General features: G+C 62.8%; 11 protein-coding genes. 5 read left to right on the top strand and 6 right to left on the bottom strand.

Translation table 11 applies throughout. The annotated features are described in order from the left end of the window. Nucleotides 1-3: 3 nt before the first annotated feature. Entirely contained in the window at nt 4-1395 is a 1392-nt protein-coding gene (locus tag CHB96_RS16305) for an NtaA/DmoA family FMN-dependent monooxygenase (protein WP_089248329.1), read from the bottom strand. A gap of 306 nt (nt 1396-1701) precedes the next feature. Here CHB96_RS16305 and CHB96_RS16300 point away from each other — a divergent pair, with 306 nt between their 5' ends. Next, entirely contained in the window at nt 1702-2895 is a 1194-nt protein-coding gene (locus CHB96_RS16300) for an acyl-CoA dehydrogenase family protein (RefSeq protein WP_176444325.1), read from the top strand. 13 nt (nt 2896-2908) lie between these two features. Here CHB96_RS16300 and CHB96_RS16295 read toward each other — a convergent pair whose 3' ends face one another. Further along, nucleotides 2909-3457 carry an OsmC family protein gene (locus tag CHB96_RS16295; protein ID WP_089248035.1) on the bottom strand — a complete coding sequence of 183 codons (549 nt, stop codon included), beginning with the start codon at nt 3455-3457 and terminating at the stop codon, nt 2909-2911. 66 nt (nt 3458-3523) lie between these two features. Between CHB96_RS16295 and CHB96_RS16290 the strand changes: the two genes are divergently transcribed. Further along, on the top strand, nt 3524-4522 hold the full coding sequence (locus CHB96_RS16290; RefSeq protein ID WP_141136497.1) for a helix-turn-helix domain-containing protein: 999 nt from the start codon (nt 3524-3526) through the stop codon (nt 4520-4522). Between the two features lies 1 nt (nt 4523). Here CHB96_RS16290 and CHB96_RS16285 read toward each other — a convergent pair whose 3' ends face one another. Next, complete coding sequence (locus CHB96_RS16285) at nt 4524-5393, bottom strand: sugar phosphate isomerase/epimerase family protein (RefSeq protein WP_089248031.1); 870 nt, start codon at nt 5391-5393, stop codon at nt 4524-4526. Between the two features lie 241 nt (nt 5394-5634). On the opposite strand from CHB96_RS16285, the gene CHB96_RS16280 reads away from it, so the two are divergent. After that, nucleotides 5635-6816: a phytanoyl-CoA dioxygenase family protein gene (locus tag CHB96_RS16280; RefSeq protein WP_089248327.1), complete on the top strand. Its 1182-nt coding sequence runs from the start codon at nt 5635-5637 to the stop codon at nt 6814-6816. 42 nt (nt 6817-6858) lie between these two features. Here CHB96_RS16280 and CHB96_RS16275 read toward each other — a convergent pair whose 3' ends face one another. Beyond that, complete coding sequence (locus tag CHB96_RS16275; RefSeq protein ID WP_089248029.1) at nt 6859-7500, bottom strand: DedA family protein; 642 nt, start codon at nt 7498-7500, stop codon at nt 6859-6861. Nucleotides 7501-7584: 84 nt separating this feature from the next. On the opposite strand from CHB96_RS16275, the gene CHB96_RS16270 reads away from it, so the two are divergent. Both CHB96_RS16270 and CHB96_RS16265 read left to right on the top strand, forming a co-directional pair. After that, a complete protein-coding gene (locus tag CHB96_RS16270; protein WP_089248027.1) occupies nt 7585-8193 on the top strand; it encodes a GyrI-like domain-containing protein in 609 nt (202 codons plus the stop codon). A gap of 122 nt (nt 8194-8315) precedes the next feature. After that, the gene (locus CHB96_RS16265; RefSeq protein WP_089248025.1) at nt 8316-9389 is read left to right on the top strand and encodes an LLM class flavin-dependent oxidoreductase; all 1074 of its coding nucleotides are present in this window, start codon (nt 8316-8318) and stop codon (nt 9387-9389) included. 3 nt (nt 9390-9392) lie between these two features. Here the strand turns inward: CHB96_RS16265 and CHB96_RS16260 are convergent, their stop codons facing one another. Next, the gene (locus tag CHB96_RS16260) at nt 9393-10289 is read right to left on the bottom strand and encodes an SDR family oxidoreductase (RefSeq protein ID WP_089248023.1); all 897 of its coding nucleotides are present in this window, start codon (nt 10287-10289) and stop codon (nt 9393-9395) included. Between the two features lie 37 nt (nt 10290-10326). Then, nucleotides 10327-11694: a mycothione reductase gene (locus CHB96_RS16255; RefSeq protein ID WP_245865770.1), complete on the bottom strand. Its 1368-nt coding sequence runs from the start codon at nt 11692-11694 to the stop codon at nt 10327-10329. Between the last annotated feature and the right edge of the window lie 133 nt (nt 11695-11827).

The following is an 11827-nucleotide window of genomic DNA, read 5'->3' as shown; positions in this document are numbered from 1 at the left end:
GGGTCATACGGTGTGGTGAGCGCCGAGCCGAAGCGAGCGGGCGCGATGGTCGTCGCCGAGTCGGTCGCCGCGGCCGAAGAGTTTCTCGCGCAACGTGCCCGGTGCATATTCACGCTGGGCGAGACCGCGGTCCTGCAGGACTGGAACGACATGGTCGACCCATTCGTCCCACCAGCCCAGTGTGGTGATCGGGACGACGTTGAAGCCGTCGACCCCGGAATCGGCCCATTCCTGTACGTGGTCCGCGATCTGCTCCGGTGTGCCGGCGAAACGGCCAGGTAGGAGGGACTTGTCGACGAGGTATTCACGCCAACTCACCTTCGACGGGTCTTCGAGCGAATCGGCCGCGGCGCGAAAGTTCGACTGCACGTGGTTGCCGAGCTGGGCCCGTCCCGCGAGTTCCGACAGCGGCGTATCGGGGTCGACGGAGGACAGATCGATGCCCGACCCGCCACTCCAGAATGCCTGTAGCGCTTCGAAATCGATGTTGTCGCGGAAGTATTCGCGCTTGCGTTTCGCTTCCTCTTCGGTCGAACCGATGATCGTGGACAGCATCACGATCTTCTTGAGCGACGACGGATCCCGGCCGATCGCGCGGGCATGCTCGTCGAGGATGGCAATATCGCGCACCGCCGAAGCCGGGTTGTACGACGGCAGAAATGTCACCTCGGCATTCGTGACGGCGAAAGTCCGCCCGGCAGGGGAATTTCCGGCCTGAAACAGAACGGGCGTACGTTGCGGTGACGGTTCGACGATATGCGGGCCCTGCACCTTGTACCGCTTGCCGACGTGATCGATCGTATGGATCTTGGCGGGATCGAAGAATTCGCCGGTGTCGTGGTTGTGGAGAACGGCGTCGTCCTCCCAGGAGTGTTCCCACAGCTTGTACGTGACATCCACGTATTCCTGTGCCCACTCGTATCGATCGTCGTGGCCGACTATCTCGTCGTAGCCGTAGTTCCGGAAACCATTGCTCAGGTACGACGTCACGATGTTCCATGCGACGCGACCGTTCGTGAAGTGGTCGAGCGAGGACAGGCGTCGGGCAAAGGAGAAAGGGTGGTCCTGAATGATGTTGCTGGTCACTGCGATACCGAGATGTTCGGTGGCATGACCGAGCGCGGAGACGATGGTGACGGGGTCGTTCTCGGGGAACTGCGAGCCGGCGCGGATGGTGGTAGTGCCGTCGCCGAAATCGAGGTCGTACACCCCGACCACGTCTGCGATGAACAGTGTGTCGATGCGGCCCCGTTCGAGCGTCTTCACCACATCGATGTACGGCTGCAGATCCTTGTAACCGTATTGGACGCGACCTTCGGGGGTCCGCCAGTAGCCATGGCTGTGGTGGTTGGGAGTGAGGTGCAGGAAAGCGTTGTACACGAGCGGTCTCGGCATCGACAGAACTTTCTTCTTGGACTGTGCAGTTCCGCGGGGAAGAGTTGCACCAGTGAGAATTGAAGTCAAACTTTCGACGGTCCCGAGATTCGTTGTCGAAATAACAGCTGTGGGTTAAATTCACGCTGGTTTTAATGTCGGCCAGATCATCGGCCACCCGCGTGTCGAAAACGTATTTCGATGCGTGATGCACTTCACAGGCAGCGGATGACAGCAGGTTGACAGCTTTCCGCGCACGGTGATTAAGTCTGATCGCGCGCGGCCGACGTGCGAGCACTTCATTTCCCCTTCATGTCAGGAGAATTCATGACCGTGGACACCTCCCTGCCGATCGGACAGGTAGCTGTACTGCGCGACGCCGAGGGGGCTCTCGCGGTTGCCGAGGAACTCGCCGGCACGTTCCGTGCGGCTGCCGACCGGCTCGATCGCTCGCGCGAGGTGCCGGTCGAGGAATTGACTGCCCTTGCAGAAAGCGGGCTGCTCGGTATCCGGGTACCCCGAGAATTCGGCGGCGCGGGAGTCAGTTACGAGACGGTCGTGCGCGTGTTCGTGATTCTTTCTCGCGCGAGTGGATCGCTGGGGCAGGTACCGCAGAATCACTTCCATCTGATCGAGCCGGTGTTCACCGATGGAACGGACGAACAGAAACGTCATTTCGCTGCAGAGATTCTCGCCGGACATCGGTTCGGAAATGCGCAAGCCGAACGCGGATCCCGACCTGTTCTGTCTCTTCCGGCGACGACGCTGAGGGAGACCGGCAACGGCACCGTCGTGCTCGACGGCGACAAGTACTACTCGAGCGGCGCGTTGACCGCGCACTGGATACCGGTGCAGGCGGCTACCGAATCCGGCGAGTTCTCGTTGACTTACGTACCTCGCGACGCACCAGGTCTTTCCGTCGTCGACGACTGGGATGCGATGGGGCAGCGAAGCACTCACAGTGGCACCGTGCGACTACGCGGCGTGGAAGTGCCGGAACTGTTCTCCCTCCGGCCGTTCGACGGACACCATCGCAAGAACACGTTTCCCCCGTACGCCACGGTCATCCACGCGGCGATCGATGTCGGAATCGGACTCGGTGTACTCGAGCGCGGAGTGGACTTGCTGCACGACATCGCACGTCCCTGGCGTACGTCGCAGGTGGAGCGTGCCGTGGACGATCCCTTGACCGCCTACCGTCTCGGCAAGCTCGGCACGCACGTGCATGCCTCGGAGCAACTGCTGTACGAGGCGGCCAGGCGTCTCGATCACGCCGACGACGTGCGCACCGAAGCCGAATACGAACGTGCTGCGGTCACGGTCGCGGAGGCGAGTGCCTTTGCGAGCGAGAGCGCAGAGCGTCTCGCGAGCGAGTTGTTCGAGTTCGTCGGCGCGAGGTCCACCTCCGATTCACTCAACTTTCATCGCTACTGGCGCGACGTCCGCACGCACAGTACGCACGATCCAGCTCGCTGGAAATATCACCGTGCCGGGCAGTACTTTCTCGGCAGCTCGTCCTAGCGGAGTGACATCATCACTCGGCGCGTGTGCCGACGACGTCCACCGAGCTGACCAGTGGCGTCGGGCGGCTGATGGTACTCGCGACGGGGGAGCCCGCCAGTGTCCGGTCCCACAGAGCCCGCAGCGTGACGTCGTCTGCGTCGCCGGCGATGACAACATGAACTTCCATGGATCTGTAACCGGCATACCCGTTTTCGTCGATCCCTGCCCACCTCAGGATGTTGTCGAACGTTCCGGACAGGGTGATCTCGAGGCGATCGATTCGGATTGCTTGCACCGTCGCATGCATGATCGCGCCTGCGATGAGGCACCCACCGAGCGCGGACAGCAAGTACTCGTGGGGCGTCGGGGCACTGTCTCGGCCGGCCAGATCTGCGGGCTCGTCGAACGAAATGGTATGTCCGCGAACGGTGCTGGTGCTTTCGAAGCCCTTCGACCATGTGGAGCGAGCCGTCCACGGTCCGCTGAACGCCTCCACGCGCCGCGCGTCGAACAGCAGTTCTCGCAAGGCCTCGGCGTGGTGCGGGTCGATTCCGTTGAGTGGCTCCGATCCAGAGTTCATAGCCAGACTGTACGGTTAGGCGCTGCTCGTGCAAAACGCCTGTGAGGTCAAAGGGCTGGTGGAGGGGTGACCGGGAGGATTCGAATAGGGGTCGGTCCACTCGACGCGCGGGTGCCTCGGTACGGCCTCGACAGCCTCGATGCCGCCCTCGACGGACTATGGTGGGGTGACAACGTCGTCTGGATCGTCGATGACGACTCCTCCGCAGTGGACGTGCTCTTGGCTCACGTCGCCGAGTCCGCCGACTGCACCGACGTCACCGCTACGGAATTCTCGAGTGCCGTTTTCGACCTGCGTGCGCCGGTGTCGCGTGATGCCGTCGACGAGGCAGCCCGATCGGTACTGCGCGACGGCAGGATCGCGGTGTGGATCTGTCCTCGTACCGCGTCGATCGACGGCCTGGTGCAACTCGCACAGGTGATCGTCGACGTCACCGAGTCTCGCATGCGAATCCAGCGCGCCGATGGACGTCGTAACCGTATTACCGGAATGGAAATGCACTACACCGTGCGCGACGGTGTCGCCGACGTCGGCCCGCCGTCCACGGTGTCTCGTCTCGGAGAAGCGCTGCGCGCGATACGAAAACAGCGAGGGTGGAGCCAAGCCGATCTGGCCTCGATGATCGGAGTGTCCGGAAGCGCGATCTCGCAGACCGAGCGCGGACAGCACTCGATGTCCCTCGACACGGTGATCGACCTCGCGGAACGACTCGGTGTAACCGTGGATCGGTTGGTCCGCGGTGCGGATCGACCCTACGAACTCGTGCGAACCCCGATGTCGGGATTTGGGGCGCGGAGCACGACAACTGCAGGCAGAGCTCAGCCGATCCGCGTTCGGCCGGGGTCGACGATGTCCATGGCGTCGGATTCGGCTGGAGCGCTGACGATTCTGGTCGGATCCGGAATCGTGCTGTTGAGCTTCGCGGACGACTCGATCGTGCTCAGACCGGGAGACATCGTCGAGACGACGGCATCGAAGGTACGAACCTGCCGAAATCTGCAGCCGGAGCACGCACTGCTCTTCGTACTCGGGGCTCCGGCGGCTGAGACGCCTGCCTTCGACTAGCTCACGGCGTGGTATCGACCAACGCTCGCGCCGACGCGATCGCCTTCGGAAGCGACTGATCGAGCGGAGACGTGCGGAACTCGGTCGAGAGGATCTCGATGCCCCACGTCCCGGTGTAACCGATGTCGCGGACAACCCCGACGAGTCCTGCGAGGTCGAACGATCCGTCACCGCACAGTCTCCTGTTGTTCATGGTGTCCTCGAACAGGGTCCCGACGATCGCGTCATCGGCGTCGTCGAGTTCGATTCCGAACACGACGTCGGGTGTCAGGGCCGACCGGAGTTCGTCGAGGGACGTGCCCGCGCGGAACACATGCCACGCGTCGACGATGACACCACAGCCCGAATGGCCCGTCGCGCGTGCGAGTTCCGCGCCGATGGGAACAGTCGAGACGATGGAGAACGGCATCGGTTCGATGGCGATACGCGTGCCGTGGGAGACGGCGTCCCGTGTGAGTTCGAGAAGCGCTTCGGTATAGGGCTCGAGGTCACGAGGCGCGCCGTTCTCGGAACCGATCTTGATGTGTGTGGGTCCCAGGGCATCTGCAGCGCGGAACAGCAGATCCCGCGTGTCGTAGGTGTGGCCCTCGTGTCCGCGGGGGATCCACCACTTCTCGAGTAGTTCGATTTCGACGTACTTCAATCCAGAACGGTCGAGCATCGCGGCTAGCGCAGGCAGTCCGATTTCGTCGTCGACAGCCGCGAGATCCGCTGCCACGATGCCCATTCCGGCAAACCCCGCCGCTGCCACCGCGTCGATGCGTTCGGAGATGGGAACAGGGCTCACGGCAGGGTTCGCGTCGGGTCGGACGTCCCCGGCCGAAGTCCAGCAAGCAGCAATCATCTCGGCGCTCGGGCGCTCGGTACTCATGTGCACAGTGTTACGAAGATCGCATCGGCCCAGCAAGGCTCGAAACCCTCAAATATCCATCAGGAACGGGTTGCCAGGACCGGTGACGACGATGGTCGACGCAGGTCGTCCGTCGGAAAGCCCTGAGGGAAAGTTGATGGGTTTGCGGGTTGTGTCCCTCGGATCGCGTTGGCAAGCTGAACATCACTTCGCCGGAACCGCATGTGCGGTTCCACGCTCTTCACACTTCGAGGACGGTGTCATGACCAGCAACATCCAGCAGACCCCACGCGCCGATCGGCTTCGCGAATCGGATTGCGACATAGACGAGTTCCGCGCATTGGTGTCGCAGGAGACCGTATTGGCGGACTACCCGCACGCCTCGAACGTGACGAAGAACGTCTTGATCTACGACGCGGCGCGGGTGGTCCAGGACGCCGTCGACGCCGCAGTGCGTTCGGACATCCAGGACGAGCTCGCCGAGGCCCTCCTGAACGGCCCCGGCATCGTGGTCTTCAAGAAGGCATTCACCTCGGACCACGCGATCGAGGAGACGACCGCGACATTCGAGAACATCATCCGTCGGCAACACGACAGTGGAGTCAAGGGCGGTGACCACTTCGCCAAGCCAGGTGCCAACGATCGAATCTGGTCCGCGCTGCAGAAGCTGGCCATCGCCGAGCCCGAGCTGTTCGCCCGCTACTACTCCAATGACATTTTGGCTCTGGTATCGGAGGCGTGGCTCGGCCCGATGTATCAGGTCACCTCTGCCATCAACGTCGTCAATCCTGGTGGGGCTGCACAGAACCCGCACCGCGACTACCACCTCGGCTTCATGTCGACAGACACTGCTGCGCGGTTCCGTGCGCACGTCCACCGTGTGTCGCCAGTGTTGACGCTTCAAGGTGCAGTTGCTCACTGCGACATGCCGATCGAGAGCGGCCCGACGATGTACCTGCCACACTCTCAGAAATTCGAGGCCGGCTACATCGCGTTCAACCTGCCGCAGTTCCGAGAGTACTTCGCCGACAACTACATTCAGCTTCCGCTCGAAGAGGGTGACGCGGTCTTCTTCAATCCAGCGCTGTTCCACGCCGCCGGTCACAACACGTCCAGCGACATCTACCGTATGGCGAACCTTCTCCAGGTCTCGTCGGCGTTCGGTCGCGCACTGGACAGCGTCGATCGTGAGGCAATCGGTTCGGCGCTCTACCCGACGCTTCTCGCATGGGCCGACCAGAACCGCGATCACGAGATCGACAACGTGATCGCCGCATCCGCCGAGGGCTACGCGTTCCCGTCGAATCTGGACCTCGACCAGCCCATCACGGGGCTCGCGGGGGAGACCCATGCGGAACTCGTCAAGCGCGCCGTCGGCAGCCGGATGAGCGCCGCCGAGTTCGACGACGCTGCCCGAGCACTCTACGTGCGCCACGAAGCCTAGAAACAGCATCCACCGACAGGCCGGCCCCACTCCGGGGCCGGCCTATCGGCGTGCGCGAACCTTCTTCCTGACGACGTACGCAACGAGAGCGATCACCACGCCGATCACGACGTACTGGAACACCGACGCGTAGTTCTCCACGTAATGCCAGTTCTCGCCCAGGAAGTAACCGGCGAGAACGAAGATCGCGTTCCAGATCAGGCTGCCGAGAGTGGTGTAGAGCGTGAACTGGAGGATCGGCATACGCGATACTCCGGCTGGGACGGAGATGCCCGACCGGACCACAGGAATCATTCGGCCGAAGAACACCGCAGAGCGTCCGTGACGGCTGAACCAGTCCTCGGCTTTGGCCAAGTCGTCGGTCCCCACGAACGGCATCCGATCGACGATGGCGTACATGCGGTCGCGCCCGAGCTTGATGCCGAGCCAGTACAGCACGAGAGCACCGACGACCGATCCCGCAGTGGTCCAGAACAGAGCGCTGAACAACGACATGCCGCCCTGCGAGGCGGTGAAGCCCGCCAAAGGCAGGATGATCTCGCTCGGTAGCGGAGGGAAGAAATTCTCGGCGGCCACCGCGATCCCTGCGCCCGGCCCGCCGATCGCCTCCATCAACCCGACGGCCCAACCGGCCACCCCGCCCAGCTCGTTCTCGGATGCAGCGATGTTCACAACGTCGTTCATTGCATCAACTGTACGAAAAGGATGAATCGGGCGCCGTGACGAACCGTCGACCGATGCCCGACCGGCAGGTCTACTCTCGTCGACATGAAGGTCGACTTCAAGAAGACGCTCGACGCATACACCGCGCAGCGCAACCGATTTCGCGTCGTCGACGTGCCGCCGATGCAGTACTCGATGGTCGACGGGCACGGTGATCCGAATACGTCGAAGGACTACGCCGATGCGCTTGCTGCCCTGTACCCGGTCGCGTACACAGTCAAGTTCGCCAGCAAGCGTGATCTCGGACGCGACTACGTCGTGACGCCACTCGAAGCGCTGTGGTGGGCCGACGACATGGAGTCCTTCACCACGAACCGGGACAAATCGCAGTGGCATTGGACAGCCATGATCATGGTGCCCGATTGGATCGAGAAGGCCATGTTCGACGATGCTGTGACTTCCGTAACCAAGAAGCGCAATCCGATCGGTATTTCGAGAATTCGACTCGAGACCATGCACGAGGGGCGATGCGTGCAGACCCTGCACGTCGGGTCGTACGACGACGAGGCGCTCGTTCTCGACGAGCTGCACAGTCGATACCTACCCGACGCGGGACTGGAGATGACGGGCAAGCACCACGAGATCTATCTCAGTGACCCGCGCCGAGTCGAGCCGTCGAGACTACGAACGATTCTGCGCCAGCCGGTCCGATGACCGAGCCCGCCTTCGATTCACGGTGAGCCGAACGCTTCACCTGCTACCCGGTGCCATGCGAACGTGTAGGTGAGTGCGCCCCGCTCCGGGTCCGCAGGTCCGCCATCGAATGGAGAACAAGCATGAGCCGAGAGTTTCTGTGGTACATCCCGAACACGATCGAGCCGGGACACCGCGGAGACGACACGGTCGACGGGTGGGGGACTCTCGACTTCACGGTGGAACAGGCGAGACTCGCCGAACAGCATGGGTGGGGCGGCGCTCTGATCGGGGCGGGGTGGGGACGGCCCGACACATTCACTGTCGCGACGGCCGTCGCCGCGCGCACGGAAACGTTCACGCCTCTGATCGCAGTTCGACCCGGATACTGGGAGCCGGCGCAATTCGCCAGTGCCGCAGCGACTCTCTACCAATTGTCCCGCGGCCGAGTTCTCGTGAACATCGTGACGGGATTGGACGACATCGAGGCGTACGGCGATCACGAACACGACATGCCACGTCGATATGCCCGGACGCGCGAATTCCTGAACACCGTCCGCCGTCTGTGGACCGAGGAGAACGTCAGCGTCGACGGTGATTTCTGGCAGCTGAAGAATGCGACGGTCGTGCCCCGGCTGCCCGATGCGGCTCACGGCGGTCGCCCGCGGCTGTATTTCGGCGGAGCGTCCGCAGCGGCCGAGGAAGTTGCAGCGGCAGAAGCCGACGTTCAACTGTTCTGGGGTGAACCGCTCGACGGCATCGCCGAACGGATCGACCGTCTTCGCGCACTGAGCAAGACCGTGGAGCGCGTCCACAGTCCACTCGAGTTCGGATTGCGCATCACGACCCTGATTCGGGACACGAGCGAGGAAGCGTGGCGCGACGCCGAAGCGCGAGTGGAACAGATGGCTCGCACGGCGGACCCCTCACGTTTCAGAGGGCACGGTGGCGCGACGGGCCAACGACGTCTGGAAGCGTTGGCGGAACGGGGCGACGTGTTGGACTCGAACTTGTACACGGCACCGGGGCGAGTCGGCGGTGGAGGCGCGGGCACGACCTGGCTCGTCGGAACCGCCACCGAGGTCGCCGCGTCTCTGCAGCGATATGCCGATCTCGGCATCAGCCACTTCGTGTTGTCGGACACCCCGTACACCAGGGAAATCGTCCGGGTCGGAGACCAGCTGCTTCCACTTCTTCGGGAACAGGCGGTCGTCTGACGGTCAGGAGAACGGCGTCCCGCCGGTAACCGCGATCGTCTCGCCGGTGATGTAACTGGAGTCGTCGGACGCAAGGAACACGTACGCGGGGGCAAGCTCGGCGGGTTGCCCCGGCCTACCGAGCGGCACCTGCTCGCCGAAGTCCTCGTACTTGGATGCCGGCATCGTCGCAGGTATCAACGGAGTCCAAATCGGTCCTGGTGCGACCGCGTTCACCCGAATTCCGCGCTGCGCGAGATCTCCGGCCAGTCCCTTGGTGAAGGCGACGATGCCGGCCTTGGTAGTCGCGTAATCGAGAAGTTCCGGCGACGGATTCGACGCCTGGATGGACGTCGTGTTGATTATCGCCGAGCCTGCTTTCATCGTGGCCGCCGCCTCTTTCGAGATCCAGAACAGTGCATAGAGATTCGTCTTGAGAACGCGGTCGAACTGTTCGCTGGTGATGTCGGCGATGCCGCCCATCTGCGCCATCTGATATGCCGCATTGTTGACGACGATATCCAACCCGCCCAGAACGTCGACCGCGGTCGACACGAGGCGCACGCACTGTGATTCGTCGGTGACGTCGCATACGACAGCGCGTCCGATTCTGCCGGCGGACTCGATCGACTCGACGGTGGTCCGGGCGTCGTCGACCTCGGTTTCGAGATGTGCGATGACGACGTCGGCGCCCTCTCTCGCGAAAGCAAGAGCAACCGCGCGTCCGATACCGGAATCCCCACCGGTGACCAGCGCCTTGCGCCCGGCCAGCTTGCCCGATCCCCGATACGAATCCTCGCCGTGATCGGGAGCCGTCAGCATGTTCTGCGTCAGGCCAGGATGTTCGAGCTCGGGTTGACCGGCGCGGTCGGGTAAGGCAAATCGTTTCGTCGGATCGGAGGCTTTGTTCTGGTCGACCACAGGGTGCCCTTTCGTCGGTGTCGTGAACGTGTGAAGGTCAGTCGAGTTCGAGCAGGGTGTTCTCGATCAATTCGGGAAGCGTCGGGTGAGTCCAGAACGGGCGCGCTGCGAGCTGGGTCGCCGGAATGTCGAACTGCATTGCGACGGACAGGATATGGATCAACGTCGCCGCCTGCGGACCGAGAATGTGGGCTCCGAGGATCCGGTCGGTGTCACGGTCGACGAGGATCTTGCACACTCCGGTCTCGTCCTGCAGTGCCCATCCGAACGCGACATCCGAATACTTCTTCACGCCGATCTTGTACGCAGTGCCTGCGTCTTTCAGCTGCTGCTCGGTCTTGCCGATACTCGCTATCTGCGGATCGGTGAACACCGCGGACGGCACCAGGTCGTCGTCCATGATGCTGGGCTGATCCGGATCGAGCAGATTGTCCGCGACGACCTTCGCCTCGCGGTTCGCGACGTGCTTGAGCGGCACGGATGCACAGATGTCCCCGAGCGCGAAGATGCCGTCGATGTTCGTCCTCTGCTGTGCGTCGATCACGACGTGGCCTGTGTCGTCCAGATCGATCCCTGCTGCCGCACATGCGAGACGATCGCTGTTCGGCGTCCTCCCTGTCGCAGCCAACACCATGTCCACCGTCACGGTGCTTCCGTCGTCCAACGACAACACGATCCCGTCGTCCGCTCTGTGTGCATCGGTCACGGAATTCCGAAGCCGCAGATCGTAGTGCGACGCAACGGTGTTCGTGAACGTCGTCGTGATGGTGTGGTCGTGACCGGACAACAGAGTGTCCGACGGTTCGATGACGGTGACCGAGCTACCGAAGCTACGGAAGACGTGTGCGAACTCGACCCCGATGTATCCGCCGCCCAGAACTGCGAGCCTTCGGGGAGCTGCATCGACACGCATGATGGAGTCCGATGTGTGACAATCGATCCCGGCCTGGGACAACGCGTCGGGAACCACGGGGCGGCTTCCTGCGGCGACCACGATTCGATCGCCGCTGATGTCGGTAGTGGACCCGTCTCCGCTCGTGACGGTCAACGACTTCGGCGCGACGAAGGCCGCCGTCCCGGTGAGCACCGTGATGTTCGGTGTGTCCTCCCGCCCACGACGGGCGTCGCGAGCATCGCGGTCCAGCTGGTCGAAAATTCGGTCGCGGACCTGTACCCAGTTCGCGGACACCGCGCCATCCGCGGGAATGCCGAAACGGGGCGCGTCGGAGACCGCATCGACGAGATCGGCCGTGTGGGCGTACATCTTCGACGGTATGCACCCGACATTCAGGCATGTCCCCCCGAACGATGCTTCTTCGACGATGGCAACCGACTTGTCGGCAAAACGACTGTCGGCGATCATGTTTCCCGAACCTGCGCCGATGACGACGATGTCGAAGTGCACGCGCGGAAGCCTTTCGCCGAAGATGCGTCGAGGAAGTGACGCTGACGAAGTGTTGCCGATGGGCCGCGACACCAAACATCGACAGTGCGTTTCATGTCCGAAGAGTCCGTTTGGTTGTCCGGACGAGCGGGCA

Origin of the sequence: Rhodococcoides kyotonense (assembly GCF_900188125.1) — a bacterium.
In the GTDB taxonomy this organism is placed as follows: Bacteria; Actinomycetota; Actinomycetes; order Mycobacteriales; family Mycobacteriaceae; genus Rhodococcoides; species Rhodococcoides kyotonense.
Note: the sequence above shows the minus strand (reverse complement) of the source record. Positions and strands in the feature narration are given on the sequence as shown.

Excerpts from the sequence above, each read along its gene's own strand:
- CHB96_RS16305 (WP_089248329.1), bottom strand. The coding sequence starts at position 1,395 with ATGCCGAGACCGCTCGTGTACAACGCTTTCCTGCACCTCACTCCCAAC.
- CHB96_RS16300 (WP_176444325.1), top strand. The coding sequence starts at position 1,702 with ATGACCGTGGACACCTCCCTGCCGATCGGACAGGTAGCTGTACTGCGC.
- CHB96_RS16295 (WP_089248035.1), bottom strand. The coding sequence starts at position 3,457 with ATGAACTCTGGATCGGAGCCACTCAACGGAATCGACCCGCACCACGCC.
- CHB96_RS16285 (WP_089248031.1), bottom strand. The coding sequence starts at position 5,393 with ATGAGTACCGAGCGCCCGAGCGCCGAGATGATTGCTGCTTGCTGGACT.
- CHB96_RS16280 (WP_089248327.1), top strand. The coding sequence starts at position 5,635 with ATGACCAGCAACATCCAGCAGACCCCACGCGCCGATCGGCTTCGCGAA.
- CHB96_RS16275 (WP_089248029.1), bottom strand. The coding sequence starts at position 7,500 with ATGAACGACGTTGTGAACATCGCTGCATCCGAGAACGAGCTGGGCGGG.
- CHB96_RS16270 (WP_089248027.1), top strand. The coding sequence starts at position 7,585 with ATGAAGGTCGACTTCAAGAAGACGCTCGACGCATACACCGCGCAGCGC.
- CHB96_RS16265 (WP_089248025.1), top strand. The coding sequence starts at position 8,316 with ATGAGCCGAGAGTTTCTGTGGTACATCCCGAACACGATCGAGCCGGGA.